This is a genomic window from Chryseobacterium sp. P1-3, assembly GCF_000738495.1.
GTDB classification, from domain to species: domain Bacteria; phylum Bacteroidota; class Bacteroidia; order Flavobacteriales; family Weeksellaceae; genus Chryseobacterium; species Chryseobacterium gallinarum.
The window spans coordinates 115,767-141,465 of sequence record NZ_JPEQ01000002.1 but is presented as its reverse complement, the minus strand read 5'-3'; the positions used below and the strand labels follow the sequence as shown (position 1 = coordinate 141,465).

Annotated in this window: 26 protein-coding genes; 5 read left to right on the top strand and 21 right to left on the bottom strand. The window is 33.7% G+C overall.

Going from position 1 to position 25,699, the window contains the following annotated elements:
* The first annotated feature begins 5 nt into the window (after positions 1-5).
* Entirely contained in the window at positions 6-1,511 is a 1,506-nt protein-coding gene (locus tag HX13_RS01270; protein WP_050019632.1) for a MauE/DoxX family redox-associated membrane protein, read from the top strand.
* A gap of 32 nt (positions 1,512-1,543) precedes the next feature.
* Positions 1,544-1,804, top strand: coding sequence for a DUF6520 family protein (locus HX13_RS01265; protein WP_128572142.1), 261 nt, complete (start codon positions 1,544-1,546; stop codon positions 1,802-1,804).
* 38 nt (positions 1,805-1,842) lie between these two features.
* Here the strand turns inward: HX13_RS01265 and HX13_RS01260 are convergent, their stop codons facing one another.
* From HX13_RS01260 to HX13_RS01245, 5 genes are all read right to left on the bottom strand, one after another.
* A complete protein-coding gene (locus HX13_RS01260; protein WP_050019630.1) occupies positions 1,843-3,942 on the bottom strand; it encodes an alpha/beta hydrolase family protein in 2,100 nt (699 codons plus the stop codon).
* Positions 3,879-4,409: a hypothetical protein gene (locus HX13_RS01255; protein WP_050019629.1), complete on the bottom strand. Its 531-nt coding sequence runs from the start codon at positions 4,407-4,409 to the stop codon at positions 3,879-3,881. Before HX13_RS01255 ends, HX13_RS01260 begins: the two co-directional genes overlap by 64 nt.
* Entirely contained in the window at positions 4,396-5,781 is a 1,386-nt protein-coding gene (locus HX13_RS01250; RefSeq protein ID WP_050019628.1) for a RagB/SusD family nutrient uptake outer membrane protein, read from the bottom strand. The genes HX13_RS01255 and HX13_RS01250 overlap by 14 nt, the downstream gene beginning before the upstream one ends.
* Before the next feature lie 110 nt (positions 5,782-5,891).
* Positions 5,892-6,719 (bottom strand): hypothetical protein, encoded by an 828-nt coding sequence (locus HX13_RS21750; RefSeq protein WP_128572141.1) that lies wholly within the window; start codon positions 6,717-6,719, stop codon positions 5,892-5,894.
* A complete protein-coding gene (locus HX13_RS01245) occupies positions 6,611-8,764 on the bottom strand; it encodes a SusC/RagA family TonB-linked outer membrane protein (RefSeq protein WP_128572140.1) in 2,154 nt (717 codons plus the stop codon). The genes HX13_RS21750 and HX13_RS01245 overlap by 109 nt, the downstream gene beginning before the upstream one ends.
* Before the next feature lie 650 nt (positions 8,765-9,414).
* On the opposite strand from HX13_RS01245, the gene HX13_RS01240 reads away from it, so the two are divergent.
* Complete coding sequence (locus HX13_RS01240; protein WP_238554942.1) at positions 9,415-9,837, top strand: transcriptional regulator; 423 nt, start codon at positions 9,415-9,417, stop codon at positions 9,835-9,837.
* A 157-nt stretch (positions 9,838-9,994) separates the two neighbouring features.
* Here the strand turns inward: HX13_RS01240 and HX13_RS23115 are convergent, their stop codons facing one another.
* The 12 genes from HX13_RS23115 to HX13_RS25845 form a co-directional block, all read right to left on the bottom strand.
* A complete protein-coding gene (locus HX13_RS23115; protein ID WP_238554941.1) occupies positions 9,995-10,339 on the bottom strand; it encodes a tetratricopeptide repeat protein in 345 nt (114 codons plus the stop codon).
* Positions 10,257-10,799: a hypothetical protein gene (locus HX13_RS01235; protein WP_238554940.1), complete on the bottom strand. Its 543-nt coding sequence runs from the start codon at positions 10,797-10,799 to the stop codon at positions 10,257-10,259. Before HX13_RS01235 ends, HX13_RS23115 begins: the two co-directional genes overlap by 83 nt.
* Before the next feature lies 1 nt (position 10,800).
* Positions 10,801-11,313 carry a hypothetical protein gene (locus HX13_RS01230; protein ID WP_050019626.1) on the bottom strand — a complete coding sequence of 171 codons (513 nt, stop codon included), beginning with the start codon at positions 11,311-11,313 and terminating at the stop codon, positions 10,801-10,803.
* Positions 11,314-11,428: 115 nt separating this feature from the next.
* A complete protein-coding gene (locus HX13_RS26230; RefSeq protein ID WP_410493098.1) occupies positions 11,429-11,650 on the bottom strand; it encodes a type II CAAX prenyl endopeptidase Rce1 family protein in 222 nt (73 codons plus the stop codon).
* A gap of 606 nt (positions 11,651-12,256) precedes the next feature.
* Positions 12,257-12,448 carry a hypothetical protein gene (locus HX13_RS01225; protein ID WP_050019625.1) on the bottom strand — a complete coding sequence of 64 codons (192 nt, stop codon included), beginning with the start codon at positions 12,446-12,448 and terminating at the stop codon, positions 12,257-12,259.
* A 326-nt stretch (positions 12,449-12,774) separates the two neighbouring features.
* A complete protein-coding gene (locus tag HX13_RS01215) occupies positions 12,775-13,251 on the bottom strand; it encodes a hypothetical protein (protein ID WP_128572139.1) in 477 nt (158 codons plus the stop codon).
* Positions 13,214-13,915 (bottom strand): hypothetical protein, encoded by a 702-nt coding sequence (locus tag HX13_RS01210; protein WP_050019622.1) that lies wholly within the window; start codon positions 13,913-13,915, stop codon positions 13,214-13,216. Before HX13_RS01210 ends, HX13_RS01215 begins: the two co-directional genes overlap by 38 nt.
* 2 nt (positions 13,916-13,917) lie before the next feature.
* Positions 13,918-14,571, bottom strand: a complete 654-nt coding sequence (locus tag HX13_RS01205; protein WP_050019621.1) for an HlyD family efflux transporter periplasmic adaptor subunit — start codon at positions 14,569-14,571, stop codon at positions 13,918-13,920.
* A 38-nt stretch (positions 14,572-14,609) separates the two neighbouring features.
* Positions 14,610-14,819: a hypothetical protein gene (locus HX13_RS01200; protein WP_050019620.1), complete on the bottom strand. Its 210-nt coding sequence runs from the start codon at positions 14,817-14,819 to the stop codon at positions 14,610-14,612.
* A 62-nt stretch (positions 14,820-14,881) separates the two neighbouring features.
* The gene (locus HX13_RS01195; protein ID WP_128572138.1) at positions 14,882-15,133 is read right to left on the bottom strand and encodes a hypothetical protein; all 252 of its coding nucleotides are present in this window, start codon (positions 15,131-15,133) and stop codon (positions 14,882-14,884) included.
* Between the two features lie 70 nt (positions 15,134-15,203).
* Entirely contained in the window at positions 15,204-16,862 is a 1,659-nt protein-coding gene (locus HX13_RS01190) for a peptidase domain-containing ABC transporter (protein ID WP_316931205.1), read from the bottom strand.
* Entirely contained in the window at positions 16,810-17,343 is a 534-nt protein-coding gene (locus HX13_RS25845; RefSeq protein WP_410493096.1) for a cysteine peptidase family C39 domain-containing protein, read from the bottom strand. The genes HX13_RS01190 and HX13_RS25845 overlap by 53 nt, the downstream gene beginning before the upstream one ends.
* A 111-nt stretch (positions 17,344-17,454) precedes the next feature.
* Here HX13_RS25845 and HX13_RS01185 point away from each other — a divergent pair, with 111 nt between their 5' ends.
* Positions 17,455-18,672, top strand: a complete 1,218-nt coding sequence (locus tag HX13_RS01185; protein ID WP_050019618.1) for an aldo/keto reductase — start codon at positions 17,455-17,457, stop codon at positions 18,670-18,672.
* A 925-nt stretch (positions 18,673-19,597) separates the two neighbouring features.
* Here HX13_RS01185 and HX13_RS01175 read toward each other — a convergent pair.
* Positions 19,598-20,107 carry a serine hydrolase domain-containing protein gene (locus tag HX13_RS01175; RefSeq protein ID WP_050019616.1) on the bottom strand — a complete coding sequence of 170 codons (510 nt, stop codon included), beginning with the start codon at positions 20,105-20,107 and terminating at the stop codon, positions 19,598-19,600.
* Between the two features lie 276 nt (positions 20,108-20,383).
* Here HX13_RS01175 and HX13_RS01170 point away from each other — a divergent pair, with 276 nt between their 5' ends.
* A complete protein-coding gene (locus HX13_RS01170) occupies positions 20,384-22,063 on the top strand; it encodes an NUMOD4 domain-containing protein (protein ID WP_050019615.1) in 1,680 nt (559 codons plus the stop codon).
* Positions 22,064-22,895: 832 nt separating this feature from the next.
* Here the strand turns inward: HX13_RS01170 and HX13_RS01165 are convergent.
* From HX13_RS01165 to HX13_RS01155, 3 genes are all read right to left on the bottom strand, one after another.
* A complete protein-coding gene (locus HX13_RS01165; RefSeq protein WP_050019614.1) occupies positions 22,896-23,255 on the bottom strand; it encodes a hypothetical protein in 360 nt (119 codons plus the stop codon).
* A 76-nt stretch (positions 23,256-23,331) separates the two neighbouring features.
* The gene (locus tag HX13_RS01160; RefSeq protein WP_050019613.1) at positions 23,332-25,005 is read right to left on the bottom strand and encodes a hypothetical protein; all 1,674 of its coding nucleotides are present in this window, start codon (positions 25,003-25,005) and stop codon (positions 23,332-23,334) included.
* Positions 25,006-25,342: 337 nt separating this feature from the next.
* Complete coding sequence (locus HX13_RS01155; RefSeq protein WP_050019612.1) at positions 25,343-25,696, bottom strand: hypothetical protein; 354 nt, start codon at positions 25,694-25,696, stop codon at positions 25,343-25,345.
* Positions 25,697-25,699 lie beyond the last annotated feature (3 nt).

Here is a 25,699-nt window from a genome sequence, read left to right as displayed (position 1 = left end):
TTATTATGAAAAAGAAACTGACACAACTTGCCATATGGATTGCTTATTTTTTTATCCTGTTGTTTTGCTACGCATCCATCAGTAAAATATTTGATTTTGAAAACTTTCAGGTTCAAATTGCCCAGTCTCCATTGTTAAGCGCTTATGCTATAATAATTACCTACGGAATACTTTTCCTTGAACTTTTGGTCTGCTTCTTTTTGATATTTGATAAAATGAGATTCATTGGATTGTACGGTTCCTACATACTGATGGTTCTCTTTAGTATCTATATTTATCTTATCCTCAATTATAGTGAGTTTATTCCCTGTTCCTGCGGGGGGATTCTTGAAAAAATGGATTGGCAAACACATCTCATTTTTAATCTGATATGTGTCCTAGTTGCTGTAGTTGCCCTTAGTATTGACACGTATGCAAACCACAAAAAACAAGGGAAGCTCTTCTTCAGCCTTCTAATCACAGCAGGGCTCTGTATCACCGGAATGCTCATCATGTATCAAAAGTCAGAATATATTCTTAAGAAAGATAATGGTTTTCAAAGAAGATTTTTACAGCATCCTATCCTTAAAAATGGTACGTATGATTTAAAACTGAACTCCTATTATTTTGCCGGCTTTTCAGGCGATACCCTATATCTTGGGAATTACACAGCACCGTTCTCACTCACAAAGATTACCCATTTTACGGGAATGGAACGAAAAAATCTGCAACTCAGCCGTACAGACATTAGTTTCAGGTCTCCCCTGCTTGAAGTTACAGACGGTCTTATCACCTTGTATGACGGAACAATCCCGATCATTTTTGAAGGAACAACCGGGAGCAATAAGCTCCCTGAGCAAAATATTGGAAAGACCTATTTCAGGAAAATCAAACGAATTGATCATAATAACTTTCTCATAGGTGCTTTCCACCGCAAAAAGCAGATTCAGAGTCTGGGGATTATCAGTAAAGGAAGCAAGGATTCTGTAAGGTTTAATCCAGAGCTTTTGGAAAAGAATAAAGAAGGTTTTTTTGAACCCGATGGGCAATTAAATTATGATTCTTTCACTGGTAAGGTTGTTTATGTTTACCATTATAAGAACATGTTTGTAGTTACTGATCGAAATCTGAAATCAAAACATGTATTCAGGACTATTGATACCGTCAGCATCCCGCGGCTAGGTCTTTCCCACTTAGCCGATGGCAGCAGAAAGCTTAACAATCCGCTGGTGGTCAACAAAAGGTCAATTGCCTATAAAGGGGTTCTGTTTGTGGAGTCGGACCGCAAAGGAAAGCTGGAAAAAGACAGGGGTAATAAAGCCATTATACTTGATCTTTATTCTATTCAAGAGCAGAAATACCTTGGCAGTATCAGTATTCCCAACAGGAATAAGGAGCAACGTGTACAATTTACCATACAGGGAAACAAATTGTATGTAATGATAGAAAATGAACTGATCAGATATCGTTTTGCGCAAAACATCACTCAACATTTCATTTCAGGGGAAGCCGAAAACCTGTACAAAGAGTAGGCACCAATAATAAATTTATAACAATGAAAAAAATGAGAAAAATCGCATTGCCATTGGCTATCCTGTTAATCGGAGCAGGCAGTGCGTATGCTACCACTGTAGCATCAGAGACTAAAAAAGCTGATATTCCTGGATGGAAAATTGATCTTGAAAATCCGGAACAGCCTTGTGTCATGACAAGTCAGCTTTGTACGACAGATAATACTGGTATTGTCTGTACAGTAAGTGACGCTTCTGGTGTCCATGACCTGTATGAATCCAGTTGCGAAACAGAATTATTCAGAATTCCTTAACTGTTAGCTATTACTAACTACTAAAAGAAGGGTGCACTTTATTGAGCACCCTTTATGTATTTCTGTATCCAGGGAATATTTTTTTCATTCTTTAAATGATAATTAAACCAATCCAGAATTTTCACGGTCAGGTCTTTTTGTGTTTCTGCCCTGCTTAAACTGTGCCCTTCTTTATCATAAAACAAGGCAATAACCGGCTTGCGGTATTTTCTTAAGGCAATAAACATGGATTTGGTTCCTTCAGGGCTTACGTTCCCATCATCAGTCCCCGTCCACAACAGCATGGGTGCACTGACATTCTGGGCAGACATTATCGGGTTATTTTTAATGTATTTTTCAGGATTTTCTGCCAGTGTAGCTTTAAACCAGTATTGGCGCCCTTCATACCTGTAATAGTCGGGAGCATTAAAATGATAATTATAGCCGTAGTAGGTTCTTACCACGTCAGAAACTGCTGATCCGGAGACATAGGCTGCAAAACGGTTGGAGTGCCCGGCAATAAAGTTGGTTTCATATCCGCCAAAAGACTGCCCCATGAGCCCGATCTTTGTCATATCCACATTTCTGATCTTCTGTAATTCGTCTAAGGCATTATTAATGCTTTCCAGTGCTGAAATTCCCGCTCCTTTGTCAGACTGTGAGATATCAGCAAGCAGTACGGCGAAGCCTTCCTCCATCAACAGCGGGATATTCAGTCCGGTGGGATTCGAGAAGGAAGGCCGAAGGAATCTTTTGGTCATATAATCCTGCTTCTCATACACATGGATAACAACGGGGTATTTTTTTGACCGATCATAATTCAGCGGCATATACAATGCACCACTTACGGTTTCTCCATCCGAGCCTTTGTAAGAAATTTTAATCAGCTCTGCCTGTTCAAATTTCTGATTATTCTGATCTGAAACATACATCACCTTTGGGCCTTCTTTTCCTTTCTTTACCACGAGCCTTGGCCGTTTATTGTAGTTTTCTTCTATCCAGTAATAATTTTCACCCTTATTCATTCTTTTAAATTCCGTGATCTCATCAGGGGTCGGTTGTTGAATGATATTTAGCTTCCTGTTTTTTAACCCAGCATAGCTGGTATAGCTGGTCTTCTGACCAGTGATTTTTAACAGCAAGCTCTTTTTGATATCTGCGGTCCTAAAGTCTCTACCGTATCCGAGTTCCGTACTGATTCTTGTAAAATCCACCAGCTCTATTTCAGAATCATCATTTGTGGTAAACACTTCTTTCACTTTCTTAGCAGCCAGATTATATTCAGAGATTCTGTTTCCTCCTACCCATAGAACCTCTTTCTCCGAAGTAAAGTAAGGAATCATGGCAGCGGGAATCTTTACATCTTCCATCCTCAAAGTTACCGTATTATACAGCTGCCAGCTGTTTTCCTTCTGAATTAACAAGTACTGGCCTGAAGGTGATATTACCATCTGTTTCCGCAGATCCGTAATCAGGGTATAGGTATCGGTTACCGCATTCCAGAGATACAGCCTGTCAAAGCTATTTCCTCCTGCCTTATCCATTTTATCCACCTGCTGCTTGTCGGTTTCATACATGAGGTAGCGTGAATTGCCGATAGCAGTCTCCCCGAAATAGCCGGGACGAGCCATCAGAATCTGCTTACCGCTTACCGGCTCCCAGTCGACCTGGATGTATTCGGTTACCGCTTTTGCATGCTTTTTAAGGTCGAAGTCTGTCCCGTACCAAATATCAACCATTCCTTTTGAAGGCGGGATTTTCTTTCCTAATTTTAGGACAATACTATTATTAGAATGCGAAGGATTCAGCATCATCTGATCATAGCCATCATACCCGCTTCCATCAAACATATATTGTTTTTTATCTTGAGAAATATAATAGAGGCTTGTCCTGCCTTTCTCTCGGGTCTGAATAATAAAGCCTTTCTGTTTCATACCGGAAGGCAGCACATTACTGAGCTCAGCATGGGTCGAAAAGAGGGTCTTGAAGACCCCTTTATTCAAAATCAAAGCTTCATTCAGATCACCTGTTCTCTTTTTAGCGATGGTCTCATCACCTTCGGAATAGATATGCTGTATACCGGAAATGGTTTGCCTCAGGTTCGTATCAAGATCATAAACTTCCAGCCTGTTTCCTTCTTTTTCGGTATACAGTACCATAAGAGTATTCTGCTGTTTATTGTAGATGCATTTTTTTTACATGATAAAAAAAAACGGAATTTTCCTGTTTCGGGATTAAGATACTCTAGAGTATCTTTTGCCTGTATCGCGAGATGACTCTCCACAAACATAATAAAATCAATATTTTTTCTTTCTTGTTTATAGTCTTTATCCACTGTACTTTGCAGCATCATTTTCTTTGTCCCGTCAGAAGCGAAAATGTACCATGCCAGCCATTTGCCGTTATCAGAAGCCTGAGGAAATTTCATTTCTTCGGTATCCTTAACCAGCTTTTCCAAATGCTCATACCGCTGGGCTGAAAGGTTTTGCGGCATGACAATAAGAAGAAATATCCATAATATCCATACGACCGCATAGGAATTTCGCTTTTGGATTACCTTCTTCATGTAATATTTTCTTAGCACTTCCAGCTTCATATTGCCCATACATGGTTTAGTATCCATCATTTTGCGGTGTTAAGTGATTGTTTAAAAGCATTTCTTTCTGCGGCAACGGTAAATATTGATTGGCCAGTTTCCAGTTAGGCTTTACCGATTGTAAAAGATCCAGCTGTCCCCATCTCTTAAGGTCAATAAACCGGCTTCCGTGTTCTGCAAAAAATTCTTTTCTTCTTTCATTTTTTATTTCTTCCATTGCCTGAACCTGCGAAATGGCAGTACCAAGCGGTGCTAATCCTGCCCTTTGTCTTGTCTGATTGATCAAAGGAACCGCCTGGGCTGTTTTGTTCTGCATGGTTAAAGCTTCTGCCAGCATCAGGTACACATCCTCCAGCCTGTAGATGATAGAATATTCTGTTGTATTGGTAGCAGTAGTCACCTTGTATTTGGTCTGCTTATAATTAGTTTGTGAGCCAAATACGACCGGGGTGAAATAGTTTTGTCTTCGAAGATCGGTACTTGAAAAAGAAGCTATAAGATCCGGATTCAAAACAAATGAGGTAGGCGCACCCACAAAATTATAGAGCACGGCTTCGCTTGTCGGATCAGTATTGTTCTTAGGCTTTAGCTGCCAGATAATATGCTTTCCTGCTTTCTGAAATACTTTGGAAAGGTCATTTTGAAAAACATAGTCAGTATTCTGGATGACCGTTTGGCATAAAGCTTCTGTTTCCTGCCATTTTCCCAGCATCATTTTCATTTTAGCCTGTAAAACCAAGCCTGTCGCTTTGTTCACATAAATCCTTTCTGCATTTCGGTATGCTAGAGGCAAAAGGTTCACCGCTTCCGAAATATCGGCTTCCAGCCTTGACAGGAATTCAGTCTTAGGCATCCTGCTTAAAGTCGAATTATACACATAATCTGTCGTAGTAGTGTATGGAATCTCCCCGTACATCTGGTACAGGTAATAATAGATAAGGGAGCGGATGAGCATTGCCTCTCCTTTTATCCTGTTTTTTGCTGCTAAAGAAAGGCTTTTGGATTTTTCTACGCCTTCCATGATACTGTTGGCCATATACACCTGCTGATAAGCCGTCGTCCATACCTGGCTCACGGTAGCATTGGTCGCCAGCGGCTGATTATGGTAGATATCCAGGATGCCGTTTCCGGCACTGGTAAAAACGCATGTAATATCATCGGTATAATTTCCCAGTAAAGCACCGGAACCGTCTGTGGTGCCACTGATCACTGAACCGGTCCATAGTCCGGAGTACAGTCCCGCAAGCGCTGCATCTGCGGTTTTCTCATCTTCAAATACCCGCTCTGTGGCCAGCTGGTTGTTCGGGAAATCTGTTTCTATAAATTTCTCGCATGATACTGCGCTTAAAGTAGCATAAAGCATCAAAAGAAACGCTATTATAGAGTTTATAAAATTTTTCATTTTTTATTAATTACTAGGAGTTATTACTATAAAATCATCAATCATCTCAAGCGTTAATGATTTCAAATCTTTGCCTTTATTTTTTAATCACTAATCATCAATCTTAATTGTTAAAAAGTCACCTGGAATCCTAATGAATAGGTCTTGAGGGGTGGCAGGTAGCCTACGAGATAAAACTCGGGATCCATTCCAAAGTAATTGGTGATGGTCAGAAGGTTTTGTCCTTGCACATAGATCATAGCTTCTTTGATGCCCAGCTTTTGCATGGGAATGCGGTAATTCAGCTGTACATTCTTAAGCCTGATATAGGAAGCATCACTTATTGCCGCTGTTGAGTTCTGAAAGAACCCGTGCAGGGAAAGCTTCTGGGGGTTATATCCTGCTGAATATTCCATATAGCTGCCTCCTGGGTTAGATGGTGACCATGCATCCAGGACTTCTAAGGGCTGATTACTGAGTGCTCCGGGCAGAAGCATCTGGCGGTTGTAATTCCAGTTTCTCTGCTTAACAAACTGCCACAGGAAAGAAGCTGACCAGTTTCCCCACCTGAAATGATTCGACCATCCACCGAAAAATCGGACACCGAGCTTTTCCACCGCCTTATTATCATCAGGGGAGGTAATCTTTCCGTCACCATTAAAATCCTTAAACTTATAGAGTCCGGTTGCAGGGTCTATGCCTTCATACTGGTAGACTTTTGCAATAGTCGTCGGATAGCCGATCACGTACTGATTGGAATAGGTAGAGCCTTCCAGGTTCGGAAATTCTACCAACGTATTTTTCGGGATGCTCAGGTTAAAAGAGGTTTCGTATTTGAATTTTCCTTTTCTCAAAACCTGCAACGAGGTATCGAATTCCCAGCCTGTATTCCTGATCTTTGCAGGAAGATTGGACTGAACAGAAGGAAAGCCCGTGGTGGCAGGAAGGGGAATTCCCACCAGCTGGTTAGAAGAGGTATTTTCATAATAGGCCCCTGAAAAATTAAAAAACGTCCGCTCCAGAGTCCTACTTCCAAGGCCAATTCTTTTTTCAGGGTCTTCTCCCAGCTGAAATCAGGGTTATACAGCCGCGCCGGATTTAAACCGGTCTGACCATTATAAATACCCGATGAAATAATATAGGTATTGAGGTACTGGTAATCTCCTATCTTGTCGTTTCCTGTAGTTCCGATGCTTCCCCGAAGCTTGCCCATACTCAGCCATTGTATATCTTTCAGAAATGGCTCTTCTGAGAAAAGCCACGCCGCGCCAACGGCTCCGAAGTTCCCGAAACGGTTATTAGCCCCAAATCGGCTGGAACCGTCACGCCTTCCGGTAAGGTTCACGATATATCTTTTTTTCAGCTGGTAATTAAAGCGGGCAAAAACTGCCGTATAGTTATACTGGCTGCGGACCTGGTCGGAGATGGTTTTTACGCTGGCGGCTCCTATATTATCAATCAAAGCATTGCTTTCAAAGCCTTTTCCCTGGATCGCTCCCTGCTCTGATTGCGTTTTCTGCAGGGTTGCGCCGAGTAAAAATTCAAACTGGTGATTTCCTGTTTTGTAGGCTCCCACAACTTGGGGTTCGAGAATATAGGAAAAATTGACCTGATTATTCCGGGAAGAGGTGGAATTCATACTGGTCTGCCCGAAAGAGGGATTATTAATCGTATGGGGCTTTATTGATCGTTCTTCGAAATTCTGATAGCTGATTCCGGCATTCATCTTTAATGAAAGGAAAGGAAACAGCTTATAGGACACATTAAGGCCGTTATTAAAAAAGGCGGTCTTATTGAAGTACTCGCTCAGAAGCGAAGCCACTGGATTGTTAAAGGTTCCGTTCTCCCAGTTAATGCCCCCATCTAAGGTATAGAGTGCCGGAGCATTGGGGCTCAGCATAATGCTTTTCAGGGTAAGGTCATCATTCTGCACATTGTTTTGCTGAAAAGAAAAGGTATTTACCAGACTAAATTCCATTCTCCTGTCGGGAGTAAGATAACTGAAATTGGCATTGATGTTATTGGTTTTATATTTGAAGTCAGCCGGCAGAACAGTGGTCTGCTCATTATGGCCGTAGCTGATCTGATAAGAAAAATTTTCAGAACCTCCACTCATTGACAACTGTACGGCGTAGGCATCTGCCATGTTTCCGATCAGTTCTTTCTGCCAGTTGGTGTATCGGGATTGGTCCCAGGTTCCGTTGATGTCATACATGGTAGCGGGATAGGCTACATTATCATTCTGGAATGCCTGGCGACGCATACTGATGTACTGCTCCGTGTTCATCATTTCCATAGACCTGGTAATCCTGCTTAAGGAATATGAAGTGTTAAGCTTGAGTTCAGATCGTCCTTTCTTTCCTCTTTTAGTGGTTACAATAATCACCCCGTTGGCTCCTCTTGATCCGTAAATAGCTGTGGCATCTGCATCTTTTAAAATCTCAAAGCTCTCAATATCATTCGGATTGATAGCATTCAGGGGATTGATGGAGGACCACGGAAGGATTTTAGTGGAATACAGCGAAGGGGTCTCGGAAGCCTGAGGAACTCCGTCGATAATATATAAAGGTTCATTCCCTTCACGGCGGATACTGTTCTTTCCCCTGATCTGGATCTCAAATCCACCTCCCGGAGTTCCGGTATTCTGGGTAATGCTGACTCCTGACATTCTTCCCTGGGCGGCGGACAGTACATTGGTGACAGGCTGGTTCTCAATATCCTTAGCGGATACTTTGGCAATGCTTCCGGTACGTTCTTTATCTTTGACCTTATAATATCCGGCATTCAGTATCACTTCTTCAATATGGCTTACTTTTTCTGAAGCCAGCTTGTTTGAAGGGGATATAATAGTATCGGTCTTTTTCCTGAGTACGGAAGCTTCAAAGGCACTTTTTCGGGAAATCGTATCCGAGGTATTCTGTACCTGAGCCTGAAAAGAGGTGCTTACTACCGTCAGCATAAGGACACATGAAATGCTCCCTATGCTGGTATAGGATTTTTTCATACTTTTGTAAAAGTTAATGGTTAATAACTATTAATGCTCTTTCCTGCCAAGCGTCAACTTTAAGGAAAGGGCTTTTTTATTTTCATATAGTACAAATAGCATAGCTTTATGTATCGTTATAATAATTGAAATTCAGCTTCATGAGATTTTTTATGGTTAATTTGTACTTTGTAAAAAAAATCCCGGATACCATCTAAGTTTTGGTGACTATAAGGCGCCAGAAAATATTAACATGAATGAAATGTTTCTTAAAAGCTTTAATAAGCCTCAATGGCTGCGCAACCATTGTACCGTGTCAATGTGTATACTTTCATCTTTGGGAAGCTGAAACTTAGAAATGTGAGAATACCTAAAATAAAACGGCGTGGGAACTCTACATTATCCGAACAGAGGTACTGCCATACCGTGGAACAGATAAGAGGAAGAGACCCACGCCTAGGACATGAGCCGCTTACTTATCATCTCGTTCCTTTGAAAATTGGCAGTTTTCTGTTCGAGACTCTAAGCAATAGCTTCTATTTTTTTCGTTGAAGTATCGCAAAATTACACTATTTTATAGTGTACCACAAATATAGTGATTTTTTTTAATACACCCAAATATGGATGTGTTTTTATTTGTAATTATTCTGTTATTGCTATAAACAATAATAATGGAAGGTAAAATTGTTGAATTAATCATATCCGAACTTGATTTATTTCTAATTGACAAGATAAGAGAATTAAGAGGTCGTGCCCAACCTTATATTTCGCAAGTAGAATTATCACAAAGAATGGGCTTTGCAGATGGATATGTCGGAAAGGTGGAAAACTTCAGTTCCAACACTAAGTATAACTTACGAAAATTGCATCTTGCTGCAAAAGCATTAAACTTGGATTCATATCAGTCTATCTTACCTGATAAAATTTTAAGTAATGATCTTTTGTATCTTAAAATTGAAGTCAATAGAAAAAGAAATGATACTGTCGATTTCGATAAGAATAATCAGGTTATAAAAAACTATAAAATTGTTGAGATGCGTGTTTTAAACGAAGCAGAAATAAAAGATTTTAATAATAGAAGAAAAACAAAGTAGATTATGATAGGTGGTGTCTTACAAGTTCGTGGTATATTTTCTGCTATCTGTTTATCTATTTACTTAACATAGCAAATCTCGACTATTCTAATGAATTAGTCGTCTATGAAAATTCCAATTATCCAAATGATTTTATTAGAAGGATATACGGAATTGATTAATTGCTATTTATTTCTGAAAAAAACACCTTATTAAAATGATGAGTATAGTCGTCTTTCATATATTTTCCTTGCTTATATAATTCTATTGCCTGTTTTCTATTTTTTTCTGACTCTTGAGAATTATTCAGTATTTTGTAGACTTTAGAAATATAATAACTATTTTCAGCAAGAGGATGTATTTCTGATTGCTTTTGAAAAGCCTTCATTGCATTGGAATAATCTTTTATTTCAAAATAAGTAACACCTAACTGATAGTAATCAAACCAACCGGGGGGGATAATCTTTTTGGTTGAATTGACGCTTGATGACTTCAATAGCTTTTTCTTTTTCTCCCAATGCACTGTAACAGATTGCTTTTGCTATCTGATGATGGTAATCCCCATTGACTGAATACCCTATATCCTTTACCAACTTTTCAAGCTCCTCAAAATCTGCAATTGCACCTTTATAGTCTTTAAAGAACTGATACCTACACCAGCCACGGTAACCGAGATTATCTTTTTTATTATAGTTAACTGCTTTGTCTATGAGGATCTTCCAGTTGAGAAAGTCCCCACTTTTTAAATAGGCAACTGATTTTTCCTTGTAACCATAGGCAAAATAAGGGCAGACTTCAATAGCTTTGTCATATGCTTCTTGAAACTCCCTACTGAACTGATAATATTTGTCGTCAATTTTTTCAACCATTTTGCAGGCTTTATACTGTAACGTATCACCATAATATTTGAAAGCATAGCAATTAGGCTGGGCATTCAATTTTGAGAAAAATACTGTAGTTATAATGATAAGAATATATTTCATACTATGGCATAATTTCAATTAAGTTTCCGTTTTCGATTTTAAAAATCAGATATTGGTAAAAGTCAACATCATTTCCTTGTATTTTTTTGGGAATCCATCCATTTAGGCTTTTAGTAATGTCCATCAATTGGTCCGTTACCTTGCTACTAAAAGTTTTGGAGTTGTAATTACCATCCATTCCTATTATTCTAAAACGGTCTGTTTCTCCTTTACAGTTGACAACAAAACGTATTCTTATTAATCCTGTTTCGTCAGGGATATTTTGGCTTTTATATTTTTTGAAAAATATTTTGTCGAGTTCGGCCTTTTCTCCTTTGTATTGTAAACCATTAGAGTCATTAAAATATTGAAAAATATGTCTTTTGTTACAAAGAGTAAAATCCTTTTTATCCATACTAGGATTAAATTCGATATTACCAACATAATCAGGATATTTTGAGGCTTGGTTTTCAGCTTGGCAACTAAACACCAAAGGTATCAATAGTATAAAAAACAGAATTATTCTTATTTTCATCTGGAATGAATGTTAAAAAAATAGACATCAATTAATAAATTTTAAAGCTTCCAACATAATAGATTTCTCTCTTATATTGCTAAGAGTTTTTAGTGGAAATAAAATTACATGAAAGTTACTTAAAATAAAAATATATAAAAACTGTAGGAATAGCATTACTTAATATATGAATAAAAAGACAATATATAAAACCATATCTTATTCTTATGAATCCGACAGTTAAACCAAAAATAAATTGAGGTAAGGTCAATAAAGGCAAAACCAAAAGAGAGTGGAAACTGATTTTGAAATTAGAAATATGCAATAAAGCAAAAAGTAAAGTTAAAATATAGAAAATTGCTTTAAAATTTTTTTTTATGAAAGTCTGCTAAAATAATTTCATAATTTTTTATTTTAAAATAGAATATGGTTCCAATTAAGATTGAGATGACTATTGAAGCTATAATTTTTTATAACGTAAAAAATTTTCTACCGTAAATACAGTTTGCTCCTTCAGTATATTATTTACTACAGAAAAAGCTATACCACTAACTGATAAAGATAAATTAAGTCTTGAATAAATCAAAGATAATCTAAATACTATTTCTTCTAATAAAGGCAATAATAGACATGATAAAAAAATAAAATAAAAACTATAGTCAATTTCATTATCTGCTCTCTTAGGAGTATTAATGAAATAGTGTATAATAATTGATATACAAACTCCCAATATCAAACTGAAAAAATATATAATTAAAACTTGATAAATTTTTTTTGTATGAAGGGATCGGTATATTGTAATATACAGAAGGACTGTATAAAAAATTTAAAAAAATCAACTAAAAAAGAGTTCCTTATAAAATTGAACATTTTATTAAAAATTCGATACTGGTAAATTTAAAAAAAATAAGAGAGCTAAATTTAGCTCTCTTGTTTCTTAGTTCTTACCAAGAAATTAAATTAATTAAAGACCAAAAGCGTCTTTAAGTTTATTATAACCATCTATAATAACTTGTGCAGCAATCGAATCTGCCTTAGTTGGAGTATGGCCTGATGGGTGACAACTACCCAGTCCTCTTACTGATAATTTTTGTAATTCTAAATTTTGAGTTCCTACGCTTTTCTTGAATTGATCAAGAGTTAATCTTTTTTCCATTGTTTTGAAAATTTGTTGTTAAAAAATTAATATTATATAAAAGTATAAAGCTATATATTATTATATAGATTATTCCTTGTATTAAATTTTGTTGAAATAAATTAACAATTATTGAGAGCTGAGAGATTCCGGGCAAAAAAGATCTAACAATTAGAATTCTGTAATTCCCCTGTCCCTTTAACGAAAGCAGAAGTTGCTGTTTCTCTTGAATTGAATTAAATTTTAATTTCATCGTTTTTTGTGTGTTATTTGAGTGATAAAAATATTATTTTTTTTTTAATAGCGGAGCAATTATTAATGTGATTTAGTATGCTTCGCATATTAAATCATTTATTAGCCTTTCTAAATGCTTCAAACGAAAACACATAAGGTTGGTTGGATACATCAATTGAATTAATTAGATTGTTTTTCCTTTCATATATTTGTTCAAAGGTATCTATAAACAGTTTAAACCAGTCTTGCCCCTCCTCTGTGAGCACATTAGGTATTTTAAACATATCAATACCTGTATTAAATCTTTTCATATTAAGAGAAAACCTTCCGATCAATTCTTCATTTTGTTTTCCTTGTAGCACCATTTCATTAATAACTACTTCTAAACCAGCATTAATAATTATAAAAGTAAATAGACCATGAAATCTAGAATACAAATCACCATGCTCATTTACATCTCCTGTTATTTCAGAGAATTTTGTATCAAATGCATAATTAAATAAATTAAATTTAGAATTATACGTTAGAGTATTAAATACAACATGTGCGCTTTCATGCAGTATATGATCTAAAAAAAAACACTTCATCATTTTCATCATGAGCATTTAGAAAGATCATATTATGAGCATGAATATTTGCAAAAGAATTTGGCTCTCCATCAAAAATCATTATCTTTTTAATTGTCCTTTTTATTAAATCAAAGTAGGTAGGGAAATATTTTTTTATTAGTTGAATTGCCCTATTAGCATGATCAATATGTTTTGTATATGTTTTTTCGATTTCTACATCGACTATTTCATCCTGAGCGTCTAAAAATATTTTTCTCAAAAGTGGATGTTGACATTTCACTATTTCAATATTTTCATCTAAAAAAAGTATAGGTTCAAAGTTATAAGAAACTTCTCTCCCTTCATTATCCGTAATAAAAAATATATCATTCTTCGATTCTAAAAACAGTTCTTTATTAATTTCTTGTGTATGGAAGTAACCAATTTGCGGAATATATATTATCCCTGTATGATTAGAAAATACTTGAATTTTCAGTTTTGGATTTTTCTCATACCCATAAACGATTGAATCTAACCAACTGTCATTTTCTTGCATCACATAAGCAAAAAGCAAAGGTTCAAGATATATTCTATCATCTTCAAAATCAATTCTTTCAAAAATATTTTCATGTCTTTGATAAAGAAGTATTTTCAGAGAATCAATAACGCTTCCCTGGCAACTGTCAAAATTTTTATAAAAATCCATAATTATCTTTCTTTAAAGTTTCGTACTAACGTGTATATAAATCTTTGTAATAATCTTATATCGTCTGTGATTATTTCAGCTTGTCCCATAAGATTATTAGGTGTGATTTCTTTATTGTAACTAGTAGTAAGCCCTTTGTTAAGTTCTATAATAACATAGTAAACATTTTCATTCGTTACATTGGTTACTTTGTTCACTTTTCCTTCCAATACTCCATATTCTTCAAACGGATAGTTTAATAATTTGATGTTTACCTTTTGCCCTACCTTAACTTTACCAGCTCTTTCGATAGGCATTTTAGCCCTAGCAAAATATTTTCCCTTATCATTGTTATTTGGAATAATCGAAAATAGAGTCTGTTCATTTTTTACATATTGATCTTTTTGCCAAATATCAAAAAAATTGATCTTCCCATCCGTTGGTGCTTCTATGAGATATTTATTTTTCCATGCTAAAATTTGCGCTTTTAATTCTTGAGCAGCATTTTCAAGATTTGTAGAAAGTTCTATTTTTTGATTCTCTTTTTGTAAGCTTAAATCAACATTTTCTTTTTTGATAATACTTTTGTCACTTTCTAAATTTGAGATATTAGAATTATAGCTTTTATATTTATTTTCAGTTTGAAGTAATTCTATTTGACTTTTTTCAAATTTCATTTTTAGAAATTACACCTTGTTCAAATAAGTCTTTGTTTCTACTGTATTCTTTTTTTCTTTACCTCATACTCTTTACGTGCTATTTCTTTTTGGCTGTTAAACTCCCCTTGAACATTATTTACTTTATTGATCCTATCTTGATTTGAACTAATTCCTACCAATTGTGGATTGAAAGTATTGAAATACCTATATTGATTTAAAGCTTTTATAAATTCATTATAATAAGATTGTACTTCTCCGAGTTTCAAATTTAGCGGAGTGGGAATTGTTTTTATATCTGAATAATGATTTAGAAGAGAATCAATTTTTTCTAATATCTGATGTTTTTAGCTGGATTTTCAATTATTGCAAGCCAACTGTCTTTCTTAACTTCGTTTCCATCTAAAACATTAAGCTCGTTAACTTTACCATTCGTTCTTGAAACTAAATAAACAGGTGGATGCTGAGATGTAACTTCTACTTGGGTAGAAATTATATCAGGATATTTTATCATCCAAGAAATAAAAAAATAAAACGGTAATAAAAATAAAAAAAAATTGAGTTTCCCCATGTAACAATCCATGAAGGTGTTTTTTCGAGAACTTCTCTGGAGTAATCGCTGTGCTCCTCTAATAAATCTATCTTCTTTTTCATCAATTTGAAAGTTCTAATTGGTTTTTGACTAACTCAAAATATGCACCTTTAATACTAACTAAATATTCGTGATTTCCTTGTTCTACAATTTTACCCCGACTTAAAACTACAATATTATCCGCATTTTTAACTGTACTCAATCTATGAGCAATAACCACTACTGTTTTGCCATTAAAAAATTCATTTAAATTATCCAATATTGTTTTCTCATTATTCGCATCTAATGCACTCGTAGCTTCATCAAAAAATAAGAACTCAGGATCTTTATAAACTGCTCTTGCTATTAATGTTCTTTGTACTTGGCCCCCACTTAATGACATACCAGTAGAACCAGCAGACCCAATTACAGTGTTATATCCAGTCGGCAAATTCTCGATCATTTCTTCAATATTTGCAATTCTTACAGCATTTGCAAGTTTTTCTTTATTTAAAGGAGCCTCTGAGCCTGATTCGGTAATGTTTCTGGAAATTGTGTCGGAAAATATATATCCATCTTGCATTACGACACCGCATAGATTCCTCCACTTCTTCGTATCTACTATTGAAAGGTCTAATCCTCCTAACTTAATTTTTCCTTCTGTTGGTGTATATAGTTTTAATAGTAATTTTAAAAGTGTTGTTTTACCACTTCCACTTTCACCAACAATTGCTGTTACTTTACCTTGAGGGATTGTTAAATTTATATCATCAAGAATTATTTGAGATCCTTTCCCACCATATTGAAAAGATAAATTTTCAAGTTCAATTGTGTGACTTTTAGGAATATCGTGGGTAAATTCTTGTTTCTCGTACTCGTCTTCAATATCTTTTACCTCGTTTATTCTGGCAAGACTCATTTTAGCATCTTGCGCATCTCTGAAAAATTGAATAATTGAAAGAAGCGGATTATTTAATTGCCCAATAATATACTGAATAGCAAGCATCGTCCCTAATGTCATGTCTCCTTTTATTACTGCATATGCAGAAGCAAAAGATATAAGTATATTTTTAATTTCATTTATTGAACCCGCTCCAATAAATTGAACTTGAGACAATTTAAGAGACTGTATTGAGTTCTTTAACAATCTTATCTGCATCTCCTCCCATCCCCATCTTCTTCTTTTTTCAGAACCATTAATTTTAATTTCCCTGATTCCATTTATTATTTGTAATAAACTACTCGAATTACCGGATGATTCGTCAAATCTTCTATGATCTAATTCTGCTCTTTTCTTAACAAAAAATAAAATCCAAAGGAAATAAAGAGTGGCTCCAACAAAGAAAATTCCAAAAATCGTCCTATTATAATATAAAAGAATTGCCATGAAGATGAGCATATTAATAAAGGAAAACAGTGTTAATGGTGATGTTGTCAGAAACCTCTCTAGCCTATCTGAATCCTGTAATCGCTGTAGAATATCTCCTGGACGCTTTGCATCAAAATACTTTATTGGAAGTTTCATTAGTTTAATTAAAAACTCCGTTGCTATTTTTAAATTTATTCTGGAACCTATGTACAGCAGAAGCCAACTTTGAATAAAATTTATGAATGCCTGCGAAAAAAATAGTGTGAGTTGTGCTATTAAAACTAAACTTACAAAGCTTAACTCTCTGTAATTAATACCTTTATCTACAACAGACTGGGTTAAGAAGGGAAGTATTAGCTGAATAATACTCACAATGGTAAAACCAACTATAATTTGGAAAGTATATTTCTTGTAGGGTTTTATATACGGTAGTAAAGAAGAGAACCCAGCATTTTTTTTTATATTCCTCTTTTATATTATGGAACTCAGACGAAGGTTCAAAGATAATAACTAAACCCTCGTTTGTATCATTAAGATACTTCGTATTTTGCCAAGCCTCATTAAATTTTTGTTCAGTATAACTAATTAATCCATATTCTGGATCAGCAACATAAACTTTGTTTTTCTCTATTTTATAAACAATAACAAAATGCCTCTGTCTCCAATGTACTATACAAGGCAGAGGGGCCTGATTTTTTAAAGTTTCAAAATTAATACTTGCTACTAATGTTTGAAATCCTATTTTTTCTGCCGCTTCTGTCATTCCCATAACAGAAATTCCATCTTGTGTAATATTACATAATTCTCTTAAATATTCAGATGAATAAACTTTACCATAGAATTTTGCTAACATCTTTAAACAGGTTGGTCCACAATCCGTTCTATCATATTGTTTGAAAAAAGGAAATTTTTTTTTCTCTAAATTGCATTTGAGTTTTTAATTTTGCCACAAATATACAAATAGATGATACAAATAGAAGAAATATCTAAAATAGGTCTTGGAACTTATAGAATGTCAAGTGATAATGAGGAATACATAGAGGTTATAAAATATGCGATTGAATCGGGAATAAATTTAATTGATACTGCTGTAGGATATGGATATGGAAAATCTGAATTACTAATAGGGCAGAGTATCGATCCAGAAATAAGAAGTTCTATTTTTATTGTGTCTAAAACAGGTTATTCTAATAAAGAAGAAATTGCAGAATTTAATCAAAAAGATCCTAATTTAATAGCGCTGGACGAAAACACTCTGTTTTCTAATTCTCCAGACTTTATTTCCTTTCAATTAGAAAAATCTTTAAAAAGATTAAATACAAATTATATTGACTGTTATTTACTTCATAATCCTGAATATTACTGTGAGAAAAATTTTTCTACAGAAGAGTTGACAGAAATAATTTTCGATTCTTTTGAACTATTAGAAGAAAAAGTAAAAGCTGGCAAATTAAGGTATTATGGTATAAGCTCTAATGATTTTTCAAAGATTCCATTAAAAGCAATATTAAATAATATAACTGATTTTCCAAATTTTAAGTTTCTTCAATTCCCTTATAATATAGTTGAAAGAAACACTTCATTTCTTTTTGATGATAAAAATAATATTACTATTAGTGAATTAAAAAACAATGGCTTTATTATTTTCACAAATCGTCCACTTAATACAATTTTGAATGGTAAATTATTAAGATTGGCGGATACTGATATAAACGATGTAAAATCCATTGAATATGAAGAAGAATTACTCTTCAATGATTTATTACAAAAAATACAAAGTTCTTTATCTAAAATGGGTGAAGATCCTAAAATAGAGGAATATTATCCAATACAATTTTTTGTAGAGAACAGAAAAATTATGCCAGATATTACTACAATTAATTTAGCTATCAATGATTATTTATATCCTTTTTTATCAGCCATTAATTTAGTGGACGAAAGGACCATTAATATTTTAAACAATCTTAAAAACTATTGGCATGTTTTTTCGATGTATGACAATCAGGAAAGATTGAATGATTTGAAAGACTCTCTTGATAATCAGGGAATAATAGATAAAAATTATAAAGGCAATTTTTCTTCATATTTAGCAGGATTATATCTCCAAGATTCTGGAATAAATTCGGTTTTAATGGGGTTGCGAGAAAAGAAGTATGTTGATAGCATAAAATACTTACTGTAATATTTTCGTTGAAATGATGAAAAAAGGGACCATATTATGAAATGAATGTAGAAGTAAACAATACAAAAATCCATATTTAACCCTTACAAACCCTCTGACAAATGAAGATAATATTTTAGGAAGTATAATTATGGGAGTTAATAATAAAGTATCTAAAGTAAACTCGTAATTTGAAATATGCATTACTGCGAATAAAACTGAATAAAAATAAAAAATTTTATTGAAATCATTTTTATAAAATTCAACAAAACTATTAGAGTATTTTACACAAAATAAATAGCAGATAATTCCTCCTAAAATTGAAACAGCAATTCTAAGAAAAAAAAAAGTTTTCTATATCAAAGTGATCATTTAAGGTAAAGAAATTAATAATTGTATAAAAAGACAGTAACTGATTTTTTTAATTACTTGATTTGTTGTACCTCATAATATCTTTATACATCATAGGTTATTATGAATTTTATCAATATATCTAAACAAAATTTCCTGTATATAGCTTTTCAGATCTTTATTAATAAGGTCCAAATTAATCAAGCAGGTAATAACAATTTCTTCTTTGGGATAAACGTACAATAAACTTATCCCTCCAACGTATCTTCCCTCATGTCCATAATAGTAATTTCCATAGTAGTCAGTTGAAGAAAAAAAAACCTATTCCATAGTTAGTTTTTTCACCATTTTTTTAAGTGCTGCGATTTTTATTAATTGTTTTAAAGTTTCACTATTTAAAATTCTATTAGAGTAAAGGAAACCGTTCCCTAAGATTACTAGATCTTCGCTAGTGGACAAATAGCATCCCTCGGCATATTTAAATGAACATTTTGCAGGCGGGCTAATAGCAACTTGCCTATTACGAATGGAATAAAATGTAGTGGTGTTGCTGTCATAGACACCTGTATCCATCATAGTATTCCTTAAACCTAGTTTATCTATTACATATTTCTTTTGACATTCTGTTAGCGACATTCCACATTTTTTTTTCGACAATCAGACCTAATAGTTTAAAGCCATAGTTACTATACTGGATTTTAGTTGATGGCTCAAATTCAAGTTCATCCAAGCTAAAAACTCGATAAAAATCTTTGCGGGAATAATTTTTATTAAATCTTTCTTCGCTGGGCTCTCTCATCATACCTGAGAGATGCCCACCTAATTGCCTAATTGTAAAATCATATTTTTTCTTCGACAAACTATCCAAATAAAAATTTGCTGTATTATTAAAATCAATAGAACCCAATTCAACAAGTTTGCCCAATGTAGCTGCTGTAATTGTTTTTGTGATACTTGCAATTCGAAACTTGGTTTTTGAAGGATCAATCTTAACTTTATTTGCTATATCAGCATATCCAAAACCCTCAGAAAAAATAACATTTCCTTTATACGAAATTGATACTGCCATACCTGGCGCATCAACTTGTTTTAAAAAAATGTTCAAGTTTATCTCTTGTCTTATTATTTTCCTTATCAAAAAGTGTTCTTTGACCGGATAATTGATGTGGCCAAAAAGCAAATGAAATAAGTATGAATAAAATATTTTTCATGTAAGATGTCTTCAAAAGAAATGTAATACTAAAGTAGTAATTTTAATGAGACACTTTTAGTTTCATTAGTGATTAATGGATCGGATAATTTTTATTTGCTTACGATTTTGCACTTTTTCTTATTTTTATCTTACGAATAGTGTTAATTTTATGAATAAAGAGATGAGTCCATGAAGCTACCTCCTGAATTAGAAGACCAATACGTAAAAGAAGTTCTCTATAATAGATCTTTAGAAGATCTTCCGGATGAAGAATGGAGGCTGATTGAAGGTTTTGAGAATTATGCTATCTCTAACTATGGACGGGTGAAGAGCTTAGAACGTATGTCTTTATCATTATTCGGTAAAGAACGCTGGCTTCCGGAGCTTATTAGGAAACTGACTTTTGTAAAACAGTTTAATAACTACCTTCAAGCTGATGGTTTTAATGTTCATTGCGGATTTATTTGGGATGGTCGTAAATATACAAGATCGGTAGCACGTTTGGTCTATTATCATTTTGTTGAAGAATTTGACCTTAATAACCGTTTAATTGTTATTTCATGTAAAGATGGAAATAGCCTTCATATACATTGCAATAATCTAGAGAAAATTTCGGCCAGCGAAAAAAGACTAAAAACCTTTCGCCAAAATAGAGCAAGGAATCTACATGTTGACTACCTACAGCCCATCAGCCAATACACTGCTGAAGGAGTTTTAATCGCTGATTTTAAAAGTATTTACGTTGCAGGAAAAAAATTAGGTATTGCCCCAGAAAGCATTTTGGATGTAGTTAATAAAAGATTTCTAACAGCAGGAACATTTCGATGGTTTTTGCAAAGTAATCCTCCTAAAAAAGAAGACTTTATCATCGCTACACCATCAGATATTTCAGCTGACTCATTTAATCAGTTTCTTTGGGAGAAGCTGGGTAAACCTTTAATTGACAAAGATAATCCTCCTCCATGCATGAATCTGTCACTTGAAGATCTTCCCGGAGAATACTGGATTCCAATACCAATCCCAAATTTTGAAAATCGTTTTATGATTTCTAACAAAGGCAGAGTAAAACGGTTAGAAGGCTGGACTTCAAAAGGAAGAAAAATATTTTTGAAAGAACAGATATTATCCCAGTTCATGATACGCAATAGCGATACAACGTATTCCTTATATTGCAGATTAAATAATGAAGGTAAAGAAGTCCTGCCTGTAATGAGCAAATTACTTTATTATTGTTTTGTAGAAAAGTTTGATCTTAAAAACAAAAGGCTTGCTGTGGTAAATGAGAGTAATCCGCAATGGAATATAGACCTGTCAAAACTTTCATTACGTCCCGTTTCTTATGTTCTTCGAGAGAGAAATAAAGATTTTGGTGTGATTAAGGTGAGAACAATATTTAATTCCAAAAAAGTATTTAACGATTCGCTTTGGAAAAAGCTGGGTAAGCCACAAATTTATAAGAAGAATCCACCTGCTGTTTTCAATTTATCGATAAAAGACTTGCCGGATGAACAATGGAGACCATTACCCGGCTTTGAAGGGAAATATGTAATTTCAAATAAAGGAAGAATAAAACGATTAAGTGGCTGGAGTGCGGGGTATCAATTTTTCGGAGAAGAGCAAATAATCTCTCTCAATGTAATAAAGAAAAATAAATCCGGTTACCTTTATTTTAAGTTGCACCCGAAGGAAGATACAAACCCCAAAATGCTTTTACGGCTGCTTTACTATTGCTTTGTCGAACAATTTGATCTTAATGATAAAACATTGCGGGTTATTAATGAAAATGAGCCTCTCTGGGATATAGATCTGTCAAAGTTATCATTACGCTCTATTGCGGATGCATTTAATAAAACGATAATTAAAAAGTAGAATAGGAACATTTCACAAAATCTTTCTGATCTGACAGATGAGCTAATATTACATTGAAAGTAAAGCAGTAGATAAGATGCGTTCCAGAGAATTTTCAAACCTTCCTTCATACAATTATTGGATCAAAAAACTTGCAATTGTGAGTTCGATCAAGTTGTAATCTTAAAAACCTCAGTAGTTATTCCTTAAAATACAGTGGAAATTATTATATTTGACATACAAAACGAATCAAAAACCTACATTTTCAAAGTGAGTAAATCGGTGAGTAGCCAAAGCCCCATCTTTTAAAAAGGTTGATAAATAAAGAGATTTAAAGAGACGGTTCGGAACCCTCCAACTCCACTAAAACCACTGATTATCAGTGGTTTATTTTATTTTTAGACAACATTTAGCCAACAATTTGATTTTTTATTCATTCCGTAAATACTCCATTATTCATTTACATTACAAATAAATAAATCTCAGAATCCTTTACCAGCCTTCACCTTATCACTATCATAGTATCAGATAAATGATAAAAACATATACATCACTCAGAAAACAGGATGGGTAACATTATACCTAACAATGAGACCAAATAAAAAGTTGAAAATTTATTCTGAGAATTTTAATCAGAGACCCCATCCCTACTTTTTTGAAAGCCATTTCCTTTTTAGTAGGGGTGGGGATGATTTGGAGAGATACTCTGCACTCTTGAATTTACTGAGTTTTTTCAAATCGGGATGAATGTACTTCTAAAGACACTCACATACTTCATCCAAGCCAATTTTAGCCCCCTTAAAAAAAAATGTTCCCTTTGGATCACTTTGAGAAAAAACAGCCTAAAACCTGACTATAAGGTCGAAAAAATATATTCAAGATAATGATAAAGCTCTTGAAGTTTGGGGGTCAGTATTGTTCCAATAGCACCACTGATTGAACCAATTAAAATATCTCTCAGGCTAATGAATGTATTTTTCATCAATAGACTCTTTGGTTCATCATGTATTTTGGTTGAACGTCTATGCTTTGATACTTTGTGCTCAAGTATTTCCAAGGGCTTATATTCTTCATCGAAAATTAAAAATTGCCTTTGCTGCTTACTTGTTTTCTCATTGCTTTTAACAGCGTTTAGAATATACACTGTAACTTTTTCAGTAGTCTTAATGATAATTATCTCCTGCTCAGTAGAACATAATAAAAATTTTCCCATAATCTTTTTTTTATGTTCCAAATTTGAGAGGGGCGTTTTGGGGGCATTCTGTAATTATGCCCTATTTCCGCCCTAACTACATTTTCTTACTTTGTAGATAATTTTCTAAGATTTCAGGATTCTCTGAAAGCTTTATTATAATTTCTCTCCAATTTTCACCAATCTCATCAACCAATATTTCTTTACTGTGAAGATTTTTGTTTACTATTAAATTAAAATTTTTATAAAATGTATTTCCCTTGCCTTCTCCTATTCTCTGATTACCAATCCTTTCAAGCTCTTTTTTGTTTCCTCTAGGTAGTCTTTTCTCTATAGCATAACAATCAAAAATGTATGCTAATACATAATGTTTTGCTTGATATTTTTCTCTATCAGGATTTTCTTCATTACAAGATTTTTTATAATTATTAAAAAACTCTTCTTCTTTTTCGTCGTTCCAGTCAGGGTTGTTAAACAATCGTTCCTTGTATTCATGGTATAACTTAAAATTATTTGGCTTTTTCGCAGCTTCAATAAGAAAGGATAAATTTTCATCAGGGTAGACCAATGCAATCCAATGAAAAAAATCTTCACTATCAGGTGGTACTATCATACCGTTTTTCTCAAAAAAAAACTTGAAGGATTTTATACTTTGGTTGAATCCATTTTCATATTTTTCTAAAATCAATTTTCCTTTGGTCGCAATATCTTGGGTTAACTTCTGTAATGCAATGAGATGTTGATTTACAGCGTCTTGATTGGGTATGTTTTTCAGTAAAGGTGTGATATCATCAATAAACCTTTTCTCGTGTTCAAACCATTTATTTAAAATATTCTCAAATTGTTCTTTGTCACTGTCTGGATTGGGTAAATATCCGTTTTTCAATTCTAACATTCTTTCACTTAAAATTATTTCAAGTTTTATTTTTTCAGGTTCTTTTAAAAGCCCTTTTTGATAAAGACTATATGTATTGATTTCTTTTATTATGCTATCCGTAACACTCAGCAAATGGATAATCAAACTTTCTTTTGTATGAACTTTAAATTTCGCTGTTCCTAAGTATTTATTATATTCGGCTTTTCCTCTTAGAATTGGAAATTGGTTTTCAAAATAAGGCTTTAGGTTTTTAAAAAAACTTAAATCAAAGGGGAAAATGTTTAGCCAGTTCTGGTAGGTTGAATGAAGTAAATTAAAATCTGTAACCTTAACTTCTTTAACTGGCTTTGTAACAAAATTTATTAATGCCTTCCGTTTACTTTCTTCCATCCCTACAAAGACCTTTTCATCTTCTAACATAGCAAGAAGGTAATTTATGTAATGACCACTGCCAACGGAAACAGGATGTCCAAAGCTTAATGTATTATATTCTATATAATCAGTAATATCCTTGTACCAATCAGGATTATCAATACTTGCCCTAATAACGTGTTCTGTATAAGATAGTTGGTTGATTACTTTGCTGGCTACAGTTTTGTAATCAGTTTTCTCAAATTGAGAGTTTGCAGCTAACATTTTATGATTAGAACAACAATTAGGAAATTCTTTATCATACCATTTTGTTATATTAGAAAAAAGATCACTATGAAAATTACAACAAAATGGTAATTTCTTCCCAGTTTTTTTGTTAACAGGGATTTCATAGCCATCAATTGGCTTTACTTCTGAAAACGGAATTATAAAGTTCTGCCCTCCAACATAACCAAAAGGGGTTTTCTTATTCATTCCGTTGGTAACATCTAAAAAATGTTGTGCTGATATTTTTATTTCCATTATCTACTATATTTTAATTAACATTCTCCTTTCACATTATAGAAAAATAATAATTCCTCGTATCTTTTTATAATCGAGGAAGACATCTCATCTACATAAAGTTAGGCAATTTTCTTCATTACACACTGATTCCAGCTGCTTAAATATAAATTCCAACACACACTATCATTTAAATAAACAACAGCCTTAAAAGGCTCTTTATGCAATCTGGAAATTGAAAATCATAAACTCAAATATTATTTAGTTATATATACTGAGAGACCTTGCAAACAATCTATCAGTTTTTACTGAGGTTATTTACAAGGTCTTGATTACGTATCAAAGTTTCTATGAAAAATTATTCTCTTAATTCCAGAACTTTATCCATTGATCTGTTGACAATGTCCATCAATTGAGAAGTTGTACCAACACAATTTATTTTACTTTCCAAAATCAAAAAAAAGTCTTTTTCAGTTGAAAATGGTTTTGTCTTGGATAATTTGATTAGAGCTTTTGCAGTGTAAGTTTTAACCTTTTCAAATTGTTTTTCAAAACTCCCTAAATGCTTTGCATAAGTATCTCCGTTCTCCATTGTCATCGCATTTTTCATAAAGTTCAAATCAGCCCCATTCTTTGATCCTCTTTCGCAACTAAAAGCTATTCGAACTAAATTTTCATATCTTGTTGCTTGTGTGTAAAATTCTGAATCCATCTT

Coding starts and splice junctions, on each gene's coding strand:
- HX13_RS01270 (WP_050019632.1), top strand. CDS start 6: ATGAAAAAGAAACTGACACAACTTGCCATATGGATTGCTTATTTTTTT.
- HX13_RS01265 (WP_128572142.1), top strand. CDS start 1,544: ATGAGAAAAATCGCATTGCCATTGGCTATCCTGTTAATCGGAGCAGGC.
- HX13_RS01260 (WP_050019630.1), bottom strand. CDS start 3,942: ATGGTACTGTATACCGAAAAAGAAGGAAACAGGCTGGAAGTTTATGAT.
- HX13_RS01255 (WP_050019629.1), bottom strand. CDS start 4,409: ATGATGGATACTAAACCATGTATGGGCAATATGAAGCTGGAAGTGCTA.
- HX13_RS01250 (WP_050019628.1), bottom strand. CDS start 5,781: ATGAAAAATTTTATAAACTCTATAATAGCGTTTCTTTTGATGCTTTAT.
- HX13_RS01245 (WP_128572140.1), bottom strand. CDS start 8,764: ATGAAAAAATCCTATACCAGCATAGGGAGCATTTCATGTGTCCTTATG.
- HX13_RS01240 (WP_238554942.1), top strand. CDS start 9,415: ATGGAAGGTAAAATTGTTGAATTAATCATATCCGAACTTGATTTATTT.
- HX13_RS01235 (WP_238554940.1), bottom strand. CDS start 10,799: ATGAAATATATTCTTATCATTATAACTACAGTATTTTTCTCAAAATTG.
- HX13_RS01230 (WP_050019626.1), bottom strand. CDS start 11,313: ATGAAAATAAGAATAATTCTGTTTTTTATACTATTGATACCTTTGGTG.
- HX13_RS01225 (WP_050019625.1), bottom strand. CDS start 12,448: ATGGAAAAAAGATTAACTCTTGATCAATTCAAGAAAAGCGTAGGAACT.
- HX13_RS01215 (WP_128572139.1), bottom strand. CDS start 13,251: ATGATGAAGTGTTTTTTTTTAGATCATATACTGCATGAAAGCGCACAT.
- HX13_RS01210 (WP_050019622.1), bottom strand. CDS start 13,915: ATGGATTTTTATAAAAATTTTGACAGTTGCCAGGGAAGCGTTATTGAT.
- HX13_RS01205 (WP_050019621.1), bottom strand. CDS start 14,571: ATGAAATTTGAAAAAAGTCAAATAGAATTACTTCAAACTGAAAATAAA.
- HX13_RS01195 (WP_128572138.1), bottom strand. CDS start 15,133: ATGGATTGTTACATGGGGAAACTCAATTTTTTTTTATTTTTATTACCG.
- HX13_RS25845 (WP_410493096.1), bottom strand. CDS start 17,343: ATGTTAGCAAAATTCTATGGTAAAGTTTATTCATCTGAATATTTAAGA.
- HX13_RS01185 (WP_050019618.1), top strand. CDS start 17,455: ATGATACAAATAGAAGAAATATCTAAAATAGGTCTTGGAACTTATAGA.
- HX13_RS01170 (WP_050019615.1), top strand. CDS start 20,384: ATGAAGCTACCTCCTGAATTAGAAGACCAATACGTAAAAGAAGTTCTC.
- HX13_RS01165 (WP_050019614.1), bottom strand. CDS start 23,255: ATGGGAAAATTTTTATTATGTTCTACTGAGCAGGAGATAATTATCATT.
- HX13_RS01160 (WP_050019613.1), bottom strand. CDS start 25,005: ATGGAAATAAAAATATCAGCACAACATTTTTTAGATGTTACCAACGGA.
- HX13_RS01155 (WP_050019612.1), bottom strand. CDS start 25,696: ATGGATTCAGAATTTTACACACAAGCAACAAGATATGAAAATTTAGTT.